Annotated in this window: 14 protein-coding genes and 1 pseudogene; 8 read left to right on the forward strand and 7 right to left on the reverse strand. The window is 69.0% G+C overall.

The window, feature by feature from the left end:
• The first annotated feature begins 43 nt into the window (after positions 1–43).
• The 4 genes from LE548_RS46025 to LE548_RS15535 all read left to right on the forward strand — a co-directional run bounded on the left by LE548_RS46025 (position 44) and on the right by LE548_RS15535 (position 7534).
• Positions 44–1873, forward strand: a complete 1830-nt coding sequence (locus tag LE548_RS46025; protein WP_225097415.1) for a DUF4012 domain-containing protein — start codon at positions 44–46, stop codon at positions 1871–1873.
• A gap of 390 nt (positions 1874–2263) precedes the next feature.
• Positions 2264–4546: a (Fe-S)-binding protein gene (locus LE548_RS15525; RefSeq protein ID WP_225097416.1), complete on the forward strand. Its 2283-nt coding sequence runs from the start codon at positions 2264–2266 to the stop codon at positions 4544–4546.
• 370 nt (positions 4547–4916) lie between these two features.
• Positions 4917–6257 (forward strand): sugar transferase, encoded by a 1341-nt coding sequence (locus LE548_RS15530; RefSeq protein WP_225097417.1) that lies wholly within the window; start codon positions 4917–4919, stop codon positions 6255–6257.
• 14 nt (positions 6258–6271) lie between these two features.
• Positions 6272–7534: a hypothetical protein gene (locus LE548_RS15535; protein ID WP_225097418.1), complete on the forward strand. Its 1263-nt coding sequence runs from the start codon at positions 6272–6274 to the stop codon at positions 7532–7534.
• Here LE548_RS15535 and LE548_RS15540 read toward each other — a convergent pair.
• Both LE548_RS15540 and LE548_RS46030 read right to left on the reverse strand, forming a co-directional pair.
• Entirely contained in the window at positions 7513–9420 is a 1908-nt protein-coding gene (locus tag LE548_RS15540; protein WP_225097419.1) for an asparagine synthetase B, read from the reverse strand. The genes LE548_RS15535 and LE548_RS15540 overlap by 22 nt on opposite strands.
• Positions 9420–11648, reverse strand: a complete 2229-nt coding sequence (locus LE548_RS46030; protein WP_225097420.1) for a bi-domain-containing oxidoreductase — start codon at positions 11646–11648, stop codon at positions 9420–9422. The genes LE548_RS15540 and LE548_RS46030 overlap by 1 nt, the downstream gene beginning before the upstream one ends.
• 304 nt (positions 11649–11952) lie before the next feature.
• Between LE548_RS46030 and wecB the strand changes: the two genes are divergently transcribed.
• Positions 11953–13281 (forward strand): non-hydrolyzing UDP-N-acetylglucosamine 2-epimerase, encoded by a 1329-nt coding sequence (wecB, locus tag LE548_RS15550; protein WP_374116103.1) that lies wholly within the window; start codon positions 11953–11955, stop codon positions 13279–13281.
• Here wecB and wecC read toward each other — a convergent pair.
• Together wecC and LE548_RS15560 are read right to left on the reverse strand one after the other, a co-directional pair.
• Positions 13183–14361, reverse strand: a pseudogene (wecC, locus tag LE548_RS15555) (UDP-N-acetyl-D-mannosamine dehydrogenase); the annotation flags it as partial. The gene wecB and the pseudogene wecC sit on opposite strands and share 99 nt — an antisense overlap.
• 32 nt (positions 14362–14393) lie before the next feature.
• A complete protein-coding gene (locus LE548_RS15560) occupies positions 14394–15101 on the reverse strand; it encodes a methyltransferase domain-containing protein (RefSeq protein WP_225097422.1) in 708 nt (235 codons plus the stop codon).
• Positions 15102–15572: 471 nt separating this feature from the next.
• Here LE548_RS15560 and LE548_RS15565 point away from each other — a divergent pair, with 471 nt between their 5' ends.
• Complete coding sequence (locus LE548_RS15565; RefSeq protein WP_225097423.1) at positions 15573–16457, forward strand: glycosyltransferase family 4 protein; 885 nt, start codon at positions 15573–15575, stop codon at positions 16455–16457.
• 16 nt (positions 16458–16473) lie between these two features.
• Here the strand turns inward: LE548_RS15565 and LE548_RS15570 are convergent, their stop codons facing one another.
• Genes LE548_RS15570 through LE548_RS15580 form a run of 3 tightly spaced genes read right to left on the reverse strand, consistent with a single transcriptional unit; the run spans position 16474 to position 19803 of the window.
• Positions 16474–17253 (reverse strand): glycosyltransferase, encoded by a 780-nt coding sequence (locus tag LE548_RS15570; protein WP_225097424.1) that lies wholly within the window; start codon positions 17251–17253, stop codon positions 16474–16476.
• Complete coding sequence (locus LE548_RS15575) at positions 17250–18575, reverse strand: hypothetical protein (protein WP_225097425.1); 1326 nt, start codon at positions 18573–18575, stop codon at positions 17250–17252. The genes LE548_RS15570 and LE548_RS15575 overlap by 4 nt, the downstream gene beginning before the upstream one ends.
• Positions 18568–19803 (reverse strand): lipopolysaccharide biosynthesis protein, encoded by a 1236-nt coding sequence (locus tag LE548_RS15580; RefSeq protein ID WP_225097426.1) that lies wholly within the window; start codon positions 19801–19803, stop codon positions 18568–18570. Before LE548_RS15580 ends, LE548_RS15575 begins: the two co-directional genes overlap by 8 nt.
• Positions 19804–20123: 320 nt before the next feature.
• Here LE548_RS15580 and LE548_RS15585 point away from each other — a divergent pair, with 320 nt between their 5' ends.
• Both LE548_RS15585 and LE548_RS15590 read left to right on the forward strand, forming a co-directional pair.
• Complete coding sequence (locus tag LE548_RS15585) at positions 20124–21143, forward strand: hypothetical protein (protein ID WP_225097427.1); 1020 nt, start codon at positions 20124–20126, stop codon at positions 21141–21143.
• 167 nt (positions 21144–21310) lie between these two features.
• Positions 21311–22237, forward strand: a complete 927-nt coding sequence (locus LE548_RS15590) for a glycosyltransferase family 2 protein (RefSeq protein ID WP_225097428.1) — start codon at positions 21311–21313, stop codon at positions 22235–22237.
• The last annotated feature ends 63 nt before the right edge of the window (positions 22238–22300 follow it).

Here is a 22300-nt window from a genome sequence, read left to right on the forward strand (position 1 = left end):
GGCGGTATCACGGCGTCCCGGTCCTGACCGGGACGCCGTCCCCGTGCCCGGCCGCCCCCGCCGCTCCGGCGGCCGGGCGCCGGGCCGCCGTCGTGTGCTCAGGTACGGCCTGCTGGCCGCCGCGGCGCTCCCGCTGGCCGGCGCCGCCTGGATCGGTGTCACCGGACTGCTCGCCCGTTCAGAGCTGATGGCGGCCCAGCGGGACCTCTACGCGCTACGGCAGTCGACGGCGCCCGCGTCGACGCGCGGCTCCGCCGCCGGGGCGCCGCCCGCCGCCACCAGATCCTGGGAACAGGCGGTGCGTTCCGCCGCCGCCCACTCCGCACGGGCGCACCGCCTCACCACCGGCCCGGCCTGGTACTCCGCCGCCGCCCTGCCCTTCCTCGGGGAGCCGGTCAGGACCGTGCGCGGCGCCGCCTACGCGGCGGACCGCCTGGCCGGCGAGGTGCTGGCCCCGCTGGCGCGCGCCTTGCCCCAGCCCAGGCCGGACGGCCATGGCGCGGGGATGTCCGAGGCCCTCACGGCGTTGGGGCGGCACGCGCCGGACGTCGCCCGGGCCGCGCGCGTGGCAGCCGAGGTGCGGGCCGAGGTGCACGGGCTGCCCCGGTCCACCTGGCTGCCGTCGGCCGACCGGGCCCGTGCCGGGCTCGCGAAGCAGCTCGACCGCCTCGCCCCGGTGATGACCGACGCGTCCGTGGCGGCTCGTGTCCTGCCACCGATGCTCGGCGCAGAGGGGGAACGGCATTACTTCCTCGCCTTCCAGAACCTCGCCGAGGCACGCGGCACCGGCGGCCTGCCGGGGGCCTTCGCCGTGCTGCGAGCCCAGCACGGCCACCTGTCCTTCGAGCGGTTCGGCAACAACACCGAGATGGCCACGGCGAAGGCGGACATCGACCTGGGAGCCGACTTCGACGCCCGCTACCAGCGCGACGAGCCGACCCGTACGTGGCCCAACTCCAACATGAGCCCGCACTTCCCCTACGCGGCCCGTATCTGGGCCGCGTACTGGCGCGAGCACACCGGCGAGCGCGTGGACGGCGCGATCGCCATCGACCCCGTGACGCTGAGCCGTTTCCTGCGGGTCACCGGCCCGGCCCGGATGGCCGACGGCACCCAGCTCACCGCCGACAACGTCGTGGATCTCACCGAGCGGGCCAGCTACGCGATCTACGACGACGTCGCCCGGCGCAAGGCGTTCTTCGTCGACGCGGCCCGCGCCGCCGCCGGGCCCCTGCTCGCGGCTGCCGACGACACACGCCGCCTGCCCCCACTGCTCGTCGCTGTGAACGACGCCCAGCGGGAGGGACGGCTGAAGGTGTGGAGCGCCCACGCGCAAGAGCAGCGCCTCCTGGAGTCGCGCCCCTACTCGGGCACGCTCCCGGACTCCCCCAGCCCCTTCGCGGGGCTCGTGGTGAACAACGCGGCGGGCTCCAAACTGGACTACTACCTCGACCGGCGCCTGGTCTGGGAAGCGGGCGGCTGCACCAGCGGCGGCCGCCCCGTCACCGTGACCGTGACCCTGACCAACCGGGCCCCGGCCTCCGGCCTGCCTGGTTACGTCACGCTGCGGGAGGACCACCCGCCCTACCGCACCAGGCCGGGCGACAACCGACTGCTGGTGTCGTACTACGCCGGGGCCGGGGCCACTCTCACCGGCGCCACTCTGGATGGCCGCACGGCGCTGCCCACATCCGACGAGGAACGCGGCCACCCCGTGTACACGCTGGACCTGGAGCTGCCCGCCGGCTCCAGCCGGACGCTGGTACTGCACCTTCTGGAACCGCACGCGAACGGCACCCCCACCCTGCTGCAGCAACCCCTGGTGACGCCGCTGCGGGCCACGCTGAAACCCGGGGGCGCCTGCCGGGCCTAGGCCGTACGGGTCATGACCGGGTGCGTACGCCGCTCGGGGGCGGACGCGCCTGAGCGGGAGGCGGGTGTCCGGGCGACGACGGACTCGTCCCCCGGTCGGCGCCGCACGGCATCGCGGCCCACCCGGAACGGGCCGATTCCGGGTCACCAGGGCGTTCTGGCCAAAATGTATGGTGGTATTCATACTGGCCGGCGCAGCCGAGCGGCTGCGCCGGCCGAGCCGCGAGGACGCCCCCCAACAGCGACGCAGATCACCGCTTGCGCCACTACAGTGCGGCGGCATAAGTCGGTAATCTCAGACGCACCGCATAAGTTACCGTCTAGTAATCACACCTTCGTAGTACACCGGAAGTACAACGGAGGAAACCTCGCAGGCCCGAGGAGCCCCCAAATGCAACTCGCCGCGATCATCGTGTCGCTGATCCTGATCGTGGTCGGCGTGGCTCTGTTCGGCCGCGCCCTCCTGCAGATCTACCGCTTCATGCGGATGGGCCAGCCGGTTCCGGCCGGGACCCGGACCAACGACCCCGCTCAGCGCACCGTCACCGTAGCCAGAGAGTTCCTCGGCCACACCCGGATGAACCGCTGGGGCGTCGTCGGGGTGGCGCACTGGTTCGTGGCGATCGGCTTCTACACGCTGCTGCTGACGATCGTCAACGCCATCGGCCAGCTCTTCAAGGCCGACTGGATCCTGCCGGTCATCGGCGACTGGACTCCGTACAACGTCTTCGTCGAGTTCATCGGCACGACGACGGTGCTCGGCATCGCGGTCCTGGTCGTGATCCGCCAGCTGAGCAGGTCGGACAAGCCGGGCCGCAAGTCCCGCTTCGCCGGCTCCAACTGGGGTCAGGCCTACTTCGTCGAGACCGTCATCCTCATCGTCGGCGTCTGCATTTTCATGCTGCACGCCCTCGAAGGCGCCCAGCACCACGTCGACGGCTACGAGGCCTCGTTCTTCATCTCGTACCCGGTCGTGTCGTGGCTGAAGGGCATGGACGTCTCCACCCTCCAGAACCTCACCTACTTCTTCGCCGGCCTGAAGATCGCGACGTCGTTCATCTGGATGATCGTGGTCGCCCTGAAGACCGACATGGGCGTGGCCTGGCACCGCTTCCTGGCCTTCCCCAACATCTGGTTCAAGCGCAACGCCACCGGCGAGACCTCCCTGGGCGCCCTGCTCCCGATGACCTCGGGCGGCAAGCCGATCAACTTCGAGGACCCGGGCGAGGACGACGTCTTCGGCGTCTCCCAGGTCGAGCAGTTCTCCTGGAAGGGCCTGCTGGACTTCTCCACCTGCACCGAGTGCGGCCGCTGCCAGTCCCAGTGCCCGGCCTGGAACACCGGCAAGCCGCTCTCCCCGAAGCTGCTGATCATGTCCCTGCGGGACAACGCCCACGCCAAGGCGCCGTATCTGCTGGCCGGCGGCGGCAAGACGGCGGAGGGTGAGGAGAAGGCGTCCGAGGAGCAGCTCAAGGACGTCCCCGCCGCCGCTCTCGCCGAGGCCGAGCGGCCGCTGATCGGCACCGCCGAGGAGAACGGCGTCATCGACCCGGACGTCCTGTGGTCCTGCACCACCTGCGGCGCCTGCGTCGAGCAGTGCCCGGTGGACATCGAGCACGTCGACCACATCGTCGACATGCGCCGCTACCAGGTCATGATCGAGTCCGCGTTCCCGTCCGAGGCGGGCACGATGCTCAAGAACCTGGAGAAGAAGGGCAACCCCTGGGGCCTGGCCAAGAAGCAGCGCCTGGAGTGGACCAAGGAGGTCGACTTCGAGGTCCCCGTCGTCGGCAAGGACATCGAGGACCTCTCCGAGGTCGAGTACCTGTACTGGGTCGGCTGCGCCGGCGCCCTGGAGGACCGCGCCAAGAAGACCACCAAGGCCTTCGCCGAACTCCTGCACATCGCGGGCGTGAAGTTCGCCATCATGGGCGGCGACGAGAAGTGCACCGGCGACTCCGCCCGCCGCCTGGGCAACGAGCCCCTCTTCCAGGAGCTCGGCATGGAGAACGTCGCCGCGCTGAACATGGCCTTCGGCGAGGAGACCGACGAGGACGGCAACGTCACGCCGGAGTCCAAGAAGCCGAAGTCCGCCAAGAAGATCGTCGCCACCTGCCCCCACTGCCTCAACACGCTCGGCAACGAGTACCCGCAGCTCGGCGGCGACTACGAGGTCATCCACCACACCCAGCTGCTCCAGCACCTGGTCGACGAGGGCAAGCTGATCCCGGTCACCCCGGTCGAGGGCATCATCACCTACCACGACCCCTGCTACCTGGGCCGCCACAACAAGATCTACACGCCCCCGCGCGAGATCATCGGCAAGGTCCCCGGCCTGCGCAACGAGGAGATGCACCGCCACAAGGAACGCGGCTTCTGCTGCGGCGCCGGCGGCGCGCGGATGTGGATGGAAGAGCGCATCGGCAAGCGCATCAACAACGAACGCGTCGACGAGGCCCTCTCCCTGAACCCGGACATCGTGTCGACGGCCTGCCCGTTCTGCCTGGTCATGCTGACCGACTCGGTCAACGGCAAGAAGAACGAGGGCAAGGCCAAGGAGTCCATCCAGGTCGTGGACGTCGCCCAGCTCCTCCTCGACTCCGTCAGGACCCCGGTCGACCCGGCAGGCGAGGCCGAGACGGAGAGCGAGCCGGAGCCGGAGCCCGTGAAGTAACCGGCGCTCGTACGCCGTCGAGGGGCCGGAGTCGCAGGGCGCGACCCCGGCCGCTCGACTGTGCACCGACCCTCCGATTCCGCGTGTTCGCATATGCGCGGGTCATGAAGCTCTGCTCATCGGGTGAGAGTTGACTCGCGGTCCAGCGTCGCGACCCGCTCCCCCGCGGTCTGCCAGACACACTCGATTAGTCCTTTTTGACCAGCTTGGAGGACTAATGTCGCTGCCTGGGGAGACCATGCCCCACGTACCAGTACCAAGACCGGCGCAGACACAGGTCGTCCGAGAGCGGCGACCAGCCGGGCGCCGCACCGGCAAACCTCCCTGGTACGGGCTTGTCTCCGTCCTTGGCGACGGAGCCGGCGCCCTGGTGCCGGTCTATCTGGCCTTCGCGATGTCCGGGAGCACGCGTGCCGTCACCTACGCGTCGGTGGCGGCTGCGGCGTGGATCCTCGTGCGCGGCGCACGAGGACGATATGCCGAACGCCGTCTCGGTGAGCGCGACAACCTCGGCCCCGCGCTGCAGGACTGGCTGGTGCTGGTCGGACTGCTCGCTGTCGTGCGGGCGGCGACGGGCGAGGAGTCTCCCTTCCTCTTCGCGTTGGCCGCCCTGGTGCCCTGCGCCCCGACGAGTGCCATCGTGCACGCACTGATCCACCGTCACCTGGTGGCCCGCCGCCGCGACGGCCGGGCCGTCCGCCGGGCCCTGGTGATCGGCGAGGCGGAGGCCATCGACGGTCTGGTGAGCCACCTCGCCAAGCGCACCGACCACGAGTTCGTCGTCGTCGGAGTGTGCCCTGTCGGCGACGAGGACCCGCGGGCGGCGGCCCTGCCCCCCCCCCGCCTCGACCGACAGGCGCCGGCGCACATGGCGGCCGACTCGGCCCCGGTGCTCGCTGCGGCTCGCCGGCTCGACGTGGAGGTCGTCCTCGTCATGACGGGGCCGTGCATGACCGGACCGCGCCTGAGGCGGCTGTCGTGGGCCCTGCACAGCGAGGAGTGCCCGCTCGTGGTCGTACCGGGCCTCACCGAGGTGGCCCGGCGCCGGGTGGGCGTCTCTTCGGTGGCCGGGCTCACGCTGCTGGACGTGGCCCCGCCCCTGAGGCGGGGATGCGCGACGCTGCTGAAGTCGGCGACCGACCGGCTGGGCGCCGTGCTGCTGATCGCGCTGCTCGCCCCGGTGTTCACAGCCGTGGCCCTCGCCGTGTGGCTGGACTCCCCGGGCCCCGTCGTGCACCGGCAGACGCGCATCGGCCGCGGTGGGAAGCCCTTCACCATGGCGAAGTTCCGCACCATGGTCGCGGACGCGGAGCGGATGAGGCACCAGCTCGCCGCAGCCAACGAGCAGGGCGGCCAGATGTTCAAGATCCGCCACGACCCCCGGATCACCCACGTCGGCCGGGTGCTGCGCCGCTATTCCCTGGACGAGCTGCCCCAGCTGTTCAACGTGGTCCAGGGACACATGTCCCTGGTGGGCCCGCGGCCACCCCTGCCCGAAGAGGTCGCCGGCTACGACGAGGTGGCGCTGCGCAGGCTGGCCGTCAAGCCCGGTCTGACCGGCCTGTGGCAGGTCAGCGGCCGCTCCGACCTCTCCTGGGACGAGACCATCGCTCTGGACCTGCGGTACGTGGACAACTGGTCGCCGTCCGTTGACCTCCAGGTGCTGATGCGGACGGTGCGGGCCGTCTTCGCGGGCACCGGTGCCTACTGATCGCCGGAGGACCCATGCTGTCGAGAAGCACCCCCACCGCCCCCTCGCCCCAGGACCGCTCCGAACCGGACCACCGCACGGCTGGGGACCCCCTCCGCGAGCCCCGCGACACCGCGGACGTGCTCGCCCTGGCGGACAGGCTCTTCCGCTGGGCCGACGCCCGCGACTGGGCCGGCCCCGACCCGTACGACGGGCTCACCGGCCCGGCGGGACGGCTGGCCGTGCACCGCGTGCTCCGCCAGGCGGTCCTGCAGACCGTCAAACGCAGCCCGATCGACCTGCGGGGAATCCTGGGCATCCGCCCGCTGCGTACCGCCACGGCCGCCGGAACCGCGGCCGGCGCCTGCGCCCGGCTCTCCGCCTCCCCGGTGTGGCAGGAGCGCGCCGCACGGCTGGGCCGGTGGACGGCCGGCGAGCAGATGTCCGGACGCTACGCCGGACTGTGGCGCTACGAGTTCGACGTGCAGACCCGCTGGGCGTACTACCCCGCCTCCGTCCCGAACCTGGTGGCCACCACCTTCTGCGCGGACGGTTGTCTGGACACCGGGACGCTCGACGTCGAGGCCGTGCGGTCGCTCGCCCACGGACTGCTGGAGCACCTCCACAACGGCGTGTTCTTCACCTACACCCCGACCAGCGGCACCCTCGTGCACAACGCCAACCTCATGGGTGCCGCGCTCGCCGCCCGCCTGGCCCGCACCGGGACCCTGCCCGGTGCCCTGGCGGACCGGCTGGCCGATGCCGCCCGGGGTGCGGTCGAGGTGAGCCTGGAGGATCAGCGTCCCGCCGGCTCGTGGCCGTACGGACGGGGCCCACGACTGGACTGGGTGGACGGCTTCCACACCGGATACGTACTGCTGCGCCTCGCCCAGACGGGAGCGCTACTCGGCCTGGACGTCCGGACCCCTCTCGAACGCGGGACGGACTATTACCTGCGGCACCTGTTCGACGGCCCCCTGCCCCGCTACTTCGCGGACGGCCGGACCAGACGGGACCCGAACAACGACGCGACTGCGGTGCGCATGGCGGCGTGGGCGGCCGGGCAGGGCTTCGTCGGGGCCGACTTCGCCCGCTCCGTCCTGGCGGCCGTCGTGGACCGCTACCCCGGCCTCGGCACTGGGACACGGGCAGGCGGCTCCCACGGGAACAGAGCCCTGTGGGAGTCGCCCCGATGGAGCGCCGCCCCCCTGCTGGACGCGCTGACCGCACTCGGCGCCGCGCTGCCGGGTGGCCCCGGGTCCGCTGACCCGGCCGGTCAGCGGGCCGCGGCCGCCTGATAGCCCGCCAGAACGTCAGCCGTCCGCCCGAAGCCTCCCGCCGTGTTCCGCTCCCACCACACGGCCGCGCAGAGCAGCCCGAACACCGCGAGACCCCGGTCCCGCCGCCCCTGCACGTGTTGGGCGACGAGGCGGTCGGCAGTCCGCCGGTCGAAGACGTCGTCGAACAACGGGGCGCGTCGTACCTCGGCCCACAGCCGGTCACCGTGCTCGCGCAGCAGCGACCGCACCGGCGCTCCGAACCCCGTCTTGGGGCGCCGGACGACGAACTCCGGTACGCCGGAGGCCAGCGCGGCCGCGCGGAAGCGCGCCTTGCCGCCGCCCAGCCGCAGCTGCTCCTCGGCAACGGCGCCGAGGGCTGTGGCCACCACCGACTCCCCGAGGAACGGCACCCGCAACTCCACGCCGGCGCGCATCGACGCGCGGTCGCCGTACAGCAGGTTGAGGCCCGGCAGGAACAGCCGCCGGTCGCACTCCGCCAGCGCCGCGAGGGGAGTCCCGCCGGCGTCGAGCACCGCGTCCGCCACCTCCCGATGCCGCTCGGTGACCGCGTCCAGCCCGACGAGCGGCGACAGCGTGGCCCACTCCTGCCCGGAGTAGTACGACTGCGTCGCCCACGACCAGTCTCGGGCACCCAGCTGGAGCAGCCGCCCGAACTTGTCCGCGCGGCCCCGGTAGCGCCGGGGTGGCGGAACGAGGGCGGTGGCACCGAGTGCGGGGCGCACCCACGCGGGGAGCCGCTGCAGCAGCAACACGGCCTGGTAACGCTCGTAGCCGAGGAACAGCTCCTCGACGCCGAGCCCCGACAGCAGCACGGTGGCCTTGCCGCGGGCGGCGTGCGAAAGCTGCATGAGGGCGATGGCGGCCGGGTCCCCGAAGGGCAGTTCCATGGTGGTGACCAGATCCGGGATCCGGCGCAGCACGTCGACATCCAGGTCGACCCAGGTGAGCGGCAGGTCCAGCCGCCGGGCGACCCGGGCGCTGTAGGGAGCGTCGTCCTCGAACGGCTCCGCAGTGGCCGCACCGCCCCCCGGCCGAGCGGCGAAGGCGGGTCCGGCGAAGCCCTCCCTGTGCAGTTCCACGCCCAGCCAGGTGCTGTCCAGACCTCCGCTCAGCAGCAGGCCCACCGTCACGTCCGCACGCACCTGCCGGGCCACCGACTCACGGACCGCGGCGCCGATGTCCTCGGCGGGCTGAGCGGCACCGGCCCGCCACCAGGGTGAGGGCCGGCCGTACTCGGGGGCGCGCCGGGACAGCACCGTGCCTGCCGGAACCGTACGAACGCGCTGCCAGCCGGTCCGCGGCGGGGGCGTCCACAGGAACATGGCGCCCTGCGCCACCGCGACCGGGTCGGCGTCCCCGGCCAGCCCGGCGGCGCGCAGCGGTTCGATCTCACTGGCGAGCCCGACCAGCCGGCCCGCCCCGTCCGACGCCGCGTACAGCGGTTTGATGCCCAGCCGGTCACGCCCGTAGCGCAGTTCGCCGTCGGGCAGGACGAGGGCGAAGGCGAACATACCGTCCAGTTGGTCCAGCAGCCTCGGCGCGTCCGGCTGCAGCAGCAGTTCGTAGAGGACCTCGGTGTCGCCCTCGGTCGTGAACGTCACGTGCCGCTTCCGCAGCACCTCACGCAGGTGCGGGGTGTTGTAGATCTCGCCGTTGTAGACCATCACGCCCCGCTCGGGGGACCCGAACGGCTGGTCGCTCCTCGGGTCGAGGTCCACGACGGCCAGGCGGCGGAAGTGCAGCGCCGCGTGCCAGGCGCCCCCGTCGAGATCCAGGTGTCCGCTCGCGTCGGGGCCACGGTGCGCGATCGCCGCACAGGGGTCCGGGTGCGAGGACGGTCGGCCCCGCCCGGCCCCGTTCAGCAGGACGACGAAGCCGCACATCAGAGCGCTGCCGTGACCGAGGCCGAACCAGGGGCCTGCCGACCCGGTTCGGGCACGACGGCCGCGGGCGCGCATCCCAGAGCCCTGACCAGAGCGGGCGTGGAGGGGGCGGTCTCCATGACACGGTCCTCCGCGAGTGAGCGGGCCGCGCGGCATGCGACCAGAGAACTCCACAGCGCCGCGCCGAAGTCGGCGGCGGCCGCGGTCCCCGAGTCCAACTGCTCGCCGCGGACGAGGCGGACCAGGGCTCGCATCTCGGCCGCGTGCCCCTTGGGCGCGCCGCGGTACTTCGTCGTGGCCGCCCTGCCGCCCCTCCACACGGTGAGCGAACCGAAGTCGTCGATCCTGGCCGCCACCCCGTCGGCGGCCACTTCCAGAAGTTCCTTCGGCGCGCCGGGCGGCGTCAGCCCCCCGTACACGACGGAGGCGGCCGACCCGTCGTCGTACGTGACCTGGAGGGTGACGCTCTGGGCGGTGGCCGGGTCCCTGCCATCCACGCCCACGGCCCGCACGGCGACCGGTCTGCCGGGGACCAGGAAGCCCGCGGTGTCGATGAAGTGGCACACCTCGCCGAGCAGCCGGCCGCCCTGCCCGGGGTCGAAGTACCAGTGCTCGGCCGGGAGCCGGCCCGCGAACACCCGGTAGACGACCTGGAGGGGCGCTCCGGCAGGGAGTGCGGCGCGCAGGTCCCGCAGCGCGGGAGCGAACCGCCGGTTGAACCCGGCCATCGCCGGGGCGCCGGAGAGCAGCCACGCGTCGGCGAGGTCCTCCAGTTCCGTCTCTGTGAGGCCCAGGGGCTTCTCGCAGTACAGGGCGGCGCCGCCCTTCAGTACTCGAGCCGCGTACCGGCCGTGGCTGTCGTGGCGGCTGAGCACCATCACGCAGTCCGTGTCGCCCGAGGCGAGGCCGGTGTCGACGCTCTGCTCGACGGTACGGAAGCCCCACCGCCGGCCCTGGTGCGCGGCGGACAGTCCCCGTCCCCCGGCCACCCACGAGAACGCGACGTTGGGCTCTCGCGCCAACTCGGGAAAGAGCGTCCGCGTCGCGAAGTTGCCCGCTCCGATCGCCGCGACCCGAATGGTTCCCCGCGGAGTGTTCCACCTGCGGGTGCCGGGCGGGGGAACCGGCGGCGACACGAGCTGCGCGGTGCCGGGGTAGCGCAGGAGGAGGGCGACGCTCCGTCCGGTCCCGGACGGCTTCAGGGCCTCGTACGCGTCGGCCGCGTCCTCCATGGGGAAGACCCGCGGTTTGAGCCGGGCGAAGTCCACGGCGCCCGTCGCCAGCAGCCTCAGCACCTCGGCGAGGTTGCGGCGTTCCGTCCACGGGACGTAGCCCTCGGGATACCCCTGGCCGCCTTCTTCGAAGCGCGGGTCGTACCGGCCCGGGCCGTAGGACCGGGCGTACCGGATCGACAGTTCCTTGTGGTAGTACGACGATCGCGGTGGCGCCACGTTCACGTCGCCGACGACCACCACCGTCGCACGGTCACGGGCGAGGCGGCCGGCGAACTCGACGGGGTCGGAGCTGGACGTGGCGGCGGTGATGAGGACCGCGTCCGCACCGGCCCCGGCCCAGCGCCGGGAGAGCACACCGGGCAGACCGTCGGCGTCACGCGGGAAGGCCGTGAGGCCCGCAGACTCGGCGAGCGCCACCATGGCCGGGTCGGGGTCGACGCCCAGCCCGTCGTACCCGTAGGCGCGCAGCAGATGCAGTGTGATCTGACCGACCAGGCCCAGGCCGATGACGGCGATCCGGGAGCCCGGTACCGCCTCGGCCTGGTGAATGCCCTGAAGCGCGATCGCGCCGACCGTGCCGAAGGCGGCCCACTGGGTGTCCACGCCGTCCGGCACGGGCACCACGAGATTGCGGGGCACGGCCACGATCTCCGCGTGCGACGCGTAGCGGGCCCCGGCGGCGGCGACCCGCATCCCGGGGCGGATGTCGCCGACTCCCTCGCCCGTCCGCAGGACCGTGCCCGCACACGAGTATCCGAGTTGCACCGGACGGTCCAGACGGTCCTGGACCGTCCGGTAGGTCTCGGCGAGGCCCGTCCGCTTCACGCTGTCGAGTACCTGCGCCACCTGCTCGGGCCGCTGCCGCGCCTTGCCGATCAGGCTCTGCCCGCCGGTCGAGACGGTGGCCCGCTCCGTTCCCGCGCTGATGAGCGACCAGTCGTTGCGGATCACCACCTGCCCGGGGACTGCTTCGGGGGCGGGAATTTCTCCCACCGTGACGCTACCGGTACGCGGGGACAGAAGCACTGTTTTCATTTCGTGCCTTACAGGATGGGGGACGCGAAACCACGGCGCACTGTAGGCAGGGCAATCCACAGGAACTCGCGCCTGGCCTGCGGAGCGGACCAGACGGCCGAAAATCTCCATACGGAGGGGTGAACACGCCTTTGGCCTGGCGGGCATTGTCGCGGAATACCGATTCGCTGGTGCCCGGAGAGCGCTTATTCCGCTCCGAGGAATACGACCACCGGTGGGGGCCACCCGGCCGCGGTCCGGCGCCGCTCGGAAGGAGACTCGGGTGAAGCGATTGATGGTCATTTACGGGACGAGACCGGAGGCCATCAAAATGGCCCCGGTCATCGAGGCGCTCAGCCAGTCCCGGATGTTCCGTCCGACAGTTACGGTAACGGCCCAACACCGCGGCCTGCTCGACCAGGTGCACGCGTTGTTCGGCATCCGTGCCGACCACGATCTGGACATCCTCAGCCGGCACCAGTCCCTCGCCGACATCACCGTCCGCGTCCTCGATGGGCTGTGCCCCCTGCTTCGGCACGAGCACCCGGACGCAGTGCTCGTCCAGGGCGACACCACGACCGCGTTCGCCGGGGCCCTCGCCGCCTTCTACAACCGGATCCCCGTGGTCCACCTGGAGGCCGGACTGCGCACCGACGACCGGTACTCGCCCTTCCCCGAGGAGGTCAACCGCCGACTCGCGACCCAACTGGCGTCCCTGCACCTGGCGCCCACCTGGCACGCGCGGGACAACCTGCTCCGGAGCGGCGTCTCGAAATCGTCCGTGGTGGTCACCGGGAACACGGTCATCGACGCCCTGCGCTGGGCGGTGGGACGGAAGGCGCACTACGGAGATCCGGCACTGGCCGACCTCGACGACACCGCGCGCCGGGTCCTGCTGGTGACAGCTCACCGCCGTGAGTCGTGGGGCAGCGGAATCGAGTCCATCGGCGGTGCCCTCGCCGACCTGGCCCGCACCGAGCCCGAACTGCTCATCGTGCTCCCGCTGCACCCCAATCCGGTGGTGCGGGCGGCGATCCTGCCCCAGGTCGCCCACCTCGACAACATCCGCCTGACGGAACCACTGGCCTACGGGGCGTTCGCCCGGCTGATGAACCGCGCGCACCTCATCCTGACCGACAGCGGCGGCATCCAGGAGGAGGGGCCGGGCCTGGGCAAGCCCGTGCTGGTCATGCGGGACACCACGGAACGTCCGGAAGCCGTCCGGGCCGGCACGAGCCAGTTGGTGGGAACCGACCGCGAGCACATCGTGAAGCAGGTACGCCTGCTGCTGCACGACCGGGAGCTGTACGCCGCGATGGCGAAGGCCGTCAACCCGTACGGCGACGGTCGTGCCGCGGACCGTACCGTACGGGCGATCGGGCACTGGATGGGGCTGTGCGAACGCCCCACGGAGTTCGGTGCCGTGCCACGGACCGCGGACGAGTCGGCCTCAGCGCCAGAGGCCGCGGGTGTCGAACACGGCCTTGCCACGCAGCGCGGTCCGCTTGACGCCGCGGAAGGCGTCGTGGTCCACCAGCAGCACGACGATGTCGGCGTCCCGCACGGCGGTGACGACGTCGACGAGTGCGACCTCGCCCGGGCGTGCCAGTGACTTCGGCAGCTCTCCGATGTGCGGCTCCACGACCAACAGCCGGCCGACCCGCCGTTCGGCCAGCTGCGTGACGATGTGCAGGGCGGGGCTCTCCCTCAGGTCGTCGATGTTCGCCTTGAAGGCCAGGCCGAGGCAGGCGATCACGGGGTCCTTGAACCGTTCGGCGGTCCGGACGACCTCACCGAGCACATAGCCGGGCCGCTCGTCGTTGACCTCACGGGCGAGCCGGATCAACCGCGACTGCTGCGGAGCGGTGGACACGATGAACCAGGGGTCCACGGCGATGCAGTGCCCACCCACGCCCGGCCCGGGACGCAGGATGTCGACGCGAGGATGGCGGCTGGCCAGGGCGATGACGTCGCCTGCGTCGATGCCGAGGTGGTCGCAGACCATGGACAGTTCGTTGGCGAAGGCGATGTTGACGTCCCGGAAGGCGTTCTCGCTGAGCTTGGCCATCTCCGCCGTGGTGGCGTCGGTGAGCAGACACTCGCCCTTGGTGAACACCTCGTAGAGCGTGCGCGCCCGCTGCGCGCAGCCCTCCCCCACCCCGCCGATGACCCTGTCGTTGGTCACGATCTCGATCATCGTCCGCCCCGGCAGGACACGCTCGGGACAGTGGGCGACCCGCACGTCGGGCGCGTCGCCCACCTCGTGGGGGAAGGTCAGATCGGGCCGGTGCTTGCCCAGCCACCGGGAGAGTTCCACGGTGGTCCCGGGCGGCGAGGTGGACTCGAGGATGACGAGGTCGCCCGCCTTGAGCACCGGAGCCACCGAGGTCGCGGCACTGCGCACGTACGACAGGTCGGCGGTGCGGTCCTCCTGGAGCGGTGTGGGCACGGCGATGATGAAGGCGTCGGCGAGCTCGGGCGCCCCCGTAGCCCGCAACCGCCCCATGGCCACGGCGCCGCTGACGGCCACCGCGAGGTCGGGTTCGACGAAGGGGGCGCGGCCGGCGTTGATCAGTTCGACGGTGGCGGGGTTGACATCGACGCCGATGACGTCAACCCCGTTGGTGGCGAGGGCCGCGGCGGTGGGCAGACCGATGTAGCCGAGACCGACGACACAGACACTGGAGAACACCAGGAGAATTCCTTTCCGGACGTGCGTACCCCTCAGGCTCCTTCGGGGATGGACCGGCAGACCAGGACCTGCCCCTCGGAAAAGGCAGGCCGCAGGTGGGCCGCGATGCGGGAAACAGCGTCGTAGCAGCGAGCCCTGGGGCTGTTGCCGGAGTCGACGTGATAGAAGAACCACTGTTTCGGGCGCATCCCGCAGTCGGAGACGAGGCGCGCCAGCGACGCAGGCGTGAAGACATAGACATGATCCGGATGGATGATCTCCAGGCCCGCCAGCGTGTTGATCACATTCTTGGCGGCCAAGCCGTTGGGAGTCGAGAGGATCAGCTCGACGCCGTCGCCCGCTTCCCGCATCAGGGTCACAATGCCACGCAGGAACGAGGCGGCGTCCCGCACGTGTTCGATGACATCACCGGCCAGTACGATTTCAGGCCTGAATTTCACCAGGTCGCCTCTGTCCTTCGGATCTGCGACATCGGCCACCGAATATTCACCACCCAGGCGGTCACGCAGGAGCTCGACGCCGGCCAGGTCGACGTCCACACCGTGCACTTCAGATGCCGCTCGCAAGAGTTTGGCGTGCAGAAGTGATCCTTTCTCCAGCCTCTCGGCGGTCAACGGGGAATCCGCGCAGCCAACGTGGAGGACGCGACGTCCAGCACAGAGGTTCAGCAACAGCGCATCCCGGTCCTTCATCACTGGCGCACTGATGAGCTGTTGAGAAAAAAATCCGGACTTCGACACGACACGTCTCCTCTGAACCCGGGCCACTCTTCACCCGGAGAGTAGCTGTGATTTCTCGCGAAGTTGAGGCATGACACACCCCGGTTCACAGGCATGCCGATGATACTCACACCCGGAAGTCGAAGACCGCAGAGCGAGCCACCTTGAAACGAGTAAGCAGATCACCAATCATGACGGCTGGTGGTGCGCAGTCCGACCAGGGAGAGAGAAATGCCCCCTCACCGAATCGCCATTGTGCAACCGTATATTTCGCAGTATCGGACCGCATTCTTTCGGCACCTCGCCATGGATCTTTCGCACCGCGGAGTAGAGCTCGTGGTGGCACATGGGGATGCGCACGGCCGTCAGGCGGTACGCGCCGATTCCACACACCTGGGCCGCGCTGTCCATCTGCCACAGCGAACACTTCGAATCGGCTCACGTGTTCTGGTTCACCGCGATCTCAGCGAGTTGGCGAAGAAATGCGACGCAATGGTACTGGAACAGGCGCTGCAAAATCTGGACCTCTATACGGCCCTGCTTGGCCCCCGGCGCACACCAGCCATCGCTCTGTGGGGGCACACGTACACACGCCTGAGAACCGCAGGCCGGGTCAGGAGGGCCGCTACGGCAGCAATCACTCGTCGCGCCGGCTGGTTTTTTGCCTTTACCCCTGCGGGGGCGGATCACGAAGTATCCCAAGGGTTCCCGGCCGATCGAATCACGGTGGTACATCACACCATCGACACGACAGCGCTGAGGGAAGCACGGGCAAGGGTCGCGGAAGATCGCCTGCAAGCGTTCCGGGAACGCCATCGCCTCGTCCCTGGCCGTACTGCTGTTTATCTCGGTGGGCTCGACACGATCAAACGCACTCGTTTTCTTCTCGCGGCGGCAGCTTCGATCGCCCGGCGACTACCGGGATTTCGACTGTTGGTGGCCGGCGACGGCGCCGAGCGACACCTGGTTGAGCAGGCCGATGCTCGGGGTGAAGAGACTGTGTACCTGGGCAACGTGTTCGATGACGAGAAACGGGCGCTGCTCGGGCAGGCCGCCGATCTGATGCTGGCGCCGGGAGCCGTAGGGCTGTGCGCGGTCGTCTCATTCGCGTTGCAGACGCCCGTGGTGACCGTTCCTCAGCTCGGCCACGGTCCGGAGTTCGAGTACCTGGAGCACGGGCGAAACTCTTTGATCGCACCGAACGACGTGGAATCCTTCGCACGGACGGTAGCGGATGCACTCTGCGATCCCACCCTGTTGGGACGCCTGAAGAAGGGATGCGAGGCCGACGCCCGCATCTACACCCTGGAGCGGTTCAGCGCCAGCTTCGCGGATGGTGTCGTGCGCATGCTCGAGGTGAATGGACGCTACCCCTGAAACGGCGTTGCCGGCCTCACCGGCCGGCAGCCTTCGCCACCGCCCGGTGGAGAACGTCGGTTGCCGGCCGCCAGACCGGTCTCGTACGGCGTAGCCAGTCCGGCATCTGCCGACTGAGCGCGAGCTCGGCTTCGCGCTGTGACTCGGAGAGCCTGCGGACCGTCAACGAGTCAGGGTGATCGCGGATCTCACCGAGGACCGAGGCGACGTAGCGCAGCCCCCCGTAGGCAGCGAGCCTTCGATGGAAATCGACATCGAAGGCAAGACGAAAGCTGTCGTCGAGCCCTCCGATCGCCTCCACCGCGGTGCGTCGGTAGAGGCAACCGGGCTGATACACCATGTTGTATCCCAAGCGCAACAACAGTGAACCCACCCGTCCAGGGCGCATGGTTTTGAAGGGTCTTCCGGCGCCGTCGATGTACCGCACCTGACCGTATGCCATCGCGGCGCCGGTCTGACGCTCAAGGGCATGTAGCGCTTGTGTGATCGACCCTGGGGGCAGTCGGTCGTCGTCACCCAGCCAACCCATGACGTCCACGCCGTCACCGAAGTATCTCCAGCCCGTCATGACCGCATCCACAATGCCGGAGCCGCTCTGCGGAAGCACGGTGATACGGGGAGACATGGCCTGCTCCCCGGCAGTCAGCGCACCGGGAGGCGACACGACGACCAGCCGCAGCCCGGAATACGCCTGTCCCGTCAGTGAATTCAGACACTCCTTCAGCAGTTCGGGGCGCTCACCGAGCGTGGGTACCACCATTCCGACGCGCATGATCCTGACCTCCTGGTTCGTCACGGCATACGGGATTCGCGGGACTCAGAAGAAGACCCGCGATAAAGCAGGGCGGCCGCTGCAGCAGTGCCGAGATAGATGCCTTCGAGTCTGGGCCATGGAGAGAAAATCAGATCCCATCCCAGCTGCGCGAGCAAGAACCCGAAGAGCAGTGCACGTGAACCAGATCCGACTCTGATTGCGAAAACCAGGGCCAGCAGAACAAGCGCCAACGGAAACAGGATTCCCGGGAGGGCGGCAATACCGGTCTCCGCCCAGGTTTGAAACAGAATCGAGTGGAGGTAAAGCCCCTTACCGAAGTAGTAGTTCTCTCGGCGCTCGTTGAAGTCGACATCACCCGCTCGTAGCTTGCCCAGGAACTCACTCCGGGTCGCGCGGCTCACCGCAGGATCCAGACCCCTGCCGATGAGCGGCGACTCCTTGATGATCACATAGGACGCCACGACCTCCGGCCGGGCTCCCACCAGCACCCCGCCCTGCACCTCGCTCTGACCTTCCCACCTGTACTGCTGCTCGGCCCCCAGACTTCCCTGGGATGCCAGATTCCCGTAAATCGTCGAGACGGCACCGGCAAACAAGATCAAGCCGACTGTGATCAACAGGGATCGTTTCCAGCTAAACCTTGTTGCGCGACGCCCGGCGAGCATCGCCACCGCACCCGCCAAGCAGACGATCATAAATTCTGAGCGAAACCCCAGAAGGAGGCTGACAAGTGCCACCGCGATCACCACAGAGGCTCCGACAAGACGCATCCGCCGGGCAAGCAGAGCGGAGGCGACGAGCACAGCCGCCAGGCTGATCACGGGACCGTAACCGTATTTCCATTCATCCGGAGTGGGGTGACTCCTCATGAAGATGGCCATATTGCATGTCAGTCCGGCACTGAATGCCACGACGTACACGCGAACGACGACGCCCTTGCACTGGAGGGCCCACATCGCACCACAGAAACTCACCAGAACGGCAAGCGGACGACACAGAACCAGGGCGACGTCATGATTCGAATCGCCTACCAAAATTTCGGTGAAGGCGGCCCCGAACAGCCAGACAAGCAGGAGGAGAAGGTTCCAGCGCGCCATCTTCCAACGCCACGCAGCCGCGAGAGCCACGGGCGCCATCAGCATCGCGACGACGTGTGCGGCGGTGAGACCTGACTGCGTGTAGGGACCCCATGCATTACCCAGGCCAAGAGCCACCGCGACGATCAGCCGGACGCCTTCGCCCCTCGACGAATTCACCCGCACCGGCTGCCTGACAGGCCGGTTCTGTACAACGCTGCCAGCTTTCGCAGGGCTTGTCCGGGATGACATCTTCGTGTCAAGCATGGGACATGGACCTCCGGAAGTTGGGAAGGAAGAGACAGGTCATGGCGGCGATGACCGAGCCGATGACAGGCCCGCTCGCACCGAGATGCCGCGCCAGGACGATCGACAAGCCGAGATTCACCAACGCCATCACACCGGCTCTTTGCGCCTGGTACTTCAGGCCGGCGGCATCGGTCAGCCACATGCTGGCCGGGTAGGCGGCGGACTGGACCAGCAGCAGGGCGGCGAAGGCGGCCATGAGTCCGGTGCCGACATCGACCTTTCCGTGCAGCATCCAGGATGCGACCGCCGGGCCGAAGAAGATCAGCCCCGCGCCGAGGATCGCGCCACCAGCCGCGAAGTACAGGGTCAGGCGAGCGACATGACTGGCGTGCGGCGGGCCCGAGGTGCCGCGTTGCCGGGCGAAGATGGTCCACAGGGGCAGACCGGTGGCGCTGGCCAGGGCCACAGCGGGTGCGAACAGACGCGCACCGGCCGAGTACGCGGCGACGGCATCGGAATCGGCGACATGGACGAGGACCAGCCGATCGGTCGCATAGGCCACGGCCAGGGCGACGTTGATCGCGGCCATGGGCCCGGCAAGGTGCCAGATGCGGGTGGGAGTGTGCCGGGTGTCGAGGCTTCCCAGGACCATCCCGAGCAGCGGCAGACCGAGAATTCGCCCGGCCCACAGCAGGCAGGCTGCGCCGACCAGACACTGCGCGGCAAAGCCCGACACGATGAAGGCCATGGACGGCGCGTGCACGGCCCCCGACAGCACGATGAACCCCAACGTGAGGACACTGCCCAGCATTTGGAACAGCAGCGCGGTGTGGGTTCGGTTCAACGCGATCAACACGGAATTTCCCACGTTCAGCGGCAGACTGCATCCGAAGAGCGTGAAGGCGACGGCGACGCAAAGCTCACCAGATCGCTGCGCCCCGGAATTGAGCACAGTGCTCCACGCGCCGAAACAGGCAGGAACCACACCCACAAGGGCACTCACGATTCCCGTGCAACTGAGCAGCCGCGCACTTGTGATAATCGTGCCGCGCAGGTCCCGATGGTGGTCGGCGTTTCCCTTTCCCATCGCTTCCACGATGGCCGCACCGGTCCCGAGATCATTGAGCGGCAACAGCATCGGAAGCGTGGTGACGAGCGCGAAGAAGGCAAAACCGGTCGGACCCAGCGCATCAACCACGGTCCGTGTCGCGACAAGCGTGGAAACTGCGGTGACCGGGAGACTCACGAGTTTGACCCCGAGTGAACGTCCAGCGGCCCGCAGATGGGGGGAAAGGACGGTTCGCTGGGGCCCGGTCGACTCCTGTGCCGAAACTGCCTGCTGCGGCGGAGGCCCCGCTCGCCACTTCGACCGGACCGATACGCCTTGCCGGGTTTCGCTGGGTGATCTCCCGTTGATCACGACGCAGCCGGACCTACTGAACGGTGAGCCTCAAGAACCACGTGCGAACGTCCCTTCGTGGTGAAGTATGCCGGCATGCTACGTCAGCATCACCAGAAAACGATGTATATTCACCGCCAGCCGGAGAAAGAAGGAAATTCGGACACATGATCGTTCCGTTGCGAGGAGTCCGCGAAGAGGCGACGACCGACGTCAGATCCCGTGATTTCCGCACCCCTGAACTGCGCGTGGCTGTCCCACCATCGGAGGAACACCCCGCGTATCAGGCGGTGATGGATCTGGTTGCCGAATTCATCAGACAAGGTGCCCGCGGCAAGGTGGTCATGACACCGCCGTTGATCGGTCGGGCTCTCGCCAAATTCCACCTCCCATTCCCCCGTCGACAGCGCCGCCGCACGGGGCCGGTCATCGTTCCCATGATGGGGGCGCGCTTCAGCCAGCTCTACGCGGCCGCCCTCGTAGGAGATGTCGTGCCTTACTGCTGGGACGTGTGGGAGCCTGCCTGGGAATTGTGGGCCCGTCGGCTGCGCCCGCTGCGGCCCCCAGCCGTCTTCGTCACGGCCCTCCAGTCGGCACGATTTCTCGCTGAGGCGTTGCCTCAGTCCCGGGTCATGCATCTTTCCGAGGCAACGCAGATCTCTCGCCATGATCCCGGCACCTGCCTGGAGGCGAGGAAGATCGGCATTCTGGAGCTCGGGCGTCGGCACGCGGACTGGCACAGAGCGATCACCGGAGCCGTGCGGCAGCATTCGCCCCTCCCGCACCTGTACGAGGCTGTGCCGGGCCGACTCGTGTTTCCGGACGGGCATGCCCTACGGCGCGGCCTGTCGGACACGGTGATCTCTGTCTGCTTCCCGTCCTCACTCACCCATCCGCAGCGCTCCGGCGGTGTGGTGACGATGACTCAGCGATACCTGGAGAGCATCGCCTCAGGGTGCCTCGTTCTCGGGCACGCACCTTCGGAGTTGGTGGATCTCATGGGTTTCAACCCGGTGGTCGAGGTCGACTGGAGCAACCCCGCTGAACAGCTGCTGGACATTCTCGCTTCGCCCAGCAGTTGGCAGCCCCTGGTGGACCGGTCATTGAACCGGCTGCGAGAGGTGGGAGATTGGAGCGTACGAGTCCGCACCGCTCTAGAGGGATTGCAGGAAATCGGACTCGTGTGACGGGGACGGCCCGCGGACGGCTGGTCGCAGGAATCCGATGACGTACTCCGGACGAGTAGGATCCCGGCAACCGCGAGAAGTCCCCCTCCGCGTCTGCAATTGTCACAGCTAGGCTCGGCACCCATCGGCGGGAGTATTCAGGGAACACAGACAGGCAGTGGCGTCCTATGCCCAGCACGCTGAAGAACATTCTCATCGCGGTACCGACTACAGGCGCGCGCGCCTTGCGCCCTTTGCTCGACGACCTCGTTCAGCAAGCCCGAGTCACCGAGAGCAGCGATGCACGCAGGGTCTCGATCTTGCTGCTCGACAACTCCGCGGCCGGCTCGAAGTCGGCCCTTGAGGCCGCGGACGCCTGCGACGTCAGGTACCGGCGCGTGGCGAAGCGGGGTTACTCCCAGGTCCGCAACGCGGCAATCGACGCGGCCCAGCAGTACGACGCCCTGGTCTTCATCGATGACGACGAGCGGCCGGTTCCGGGATGGCTCCGTGCACTGATCACCGGTGCCGAGAACAACGACGCAGACGTCGTCGTGGGGCCTGTCGTGGTCCGCCTGCCTGAGGACGCACCACAGTGGCTCGACGAAGGGCGGCTGATTCGCCAGGTACGGCCCCAGGAGGACGGGCCGCTGGAAGGGCCCGCCCAGTCCGGAAACACGCTCGTCCGCATGTCCGCAGTACGCCGCGCGGGCCTGCGTTTCAACCCGGCCTTCGACAGGACCGGCGGCGAGGACTCCGTCTTCTTCCATGAGATGGCCCAGCGGGGAGCACGGTTCTTCTACACCCGCGCCGCGCTTGTCTTCGAAACCCCGGACCAGGACAGGATGACACTGTCAGGGGTTGCGCGCCGAGCCTACCGCGGAGGCCGCACCTCGGCCGTCGTGGAGGCCGAGATCAGGACCAGGCCGATGTCCCGTCGCCTGATCCGGAGAGCGGGAAAACTCGCTCGCGCACTTTTCCGGATCCTTTCCGGTGCGGTATGCCGTCGGCCTGTCGACTGTGTGCTGGGCATGCAGGACATTTCCTTCGTGTGCGGCTGGAGTGTCGCCCTTGTCACCGGGCTTCCAGGATCAGCGGTCAGCCGCAGGAAGTGACGATCGGGTGAGCTTCCGGTAACCCGGCTGCGCCTTCGGCGAATCGGGCACTCACCGTGTCCG

The sequence above is a fragment of the Streptomyces sp. CoH27 genome (assembly GCF_020181035.1).
In the GTDB taxonomy this organism is placed as follows: domain Bacteria; phylum Actinomycetota; class Actinomycetes; order Streptomycetales; family Streptomycetaceae; genus Streptomyces; species Streptomyces camelliae.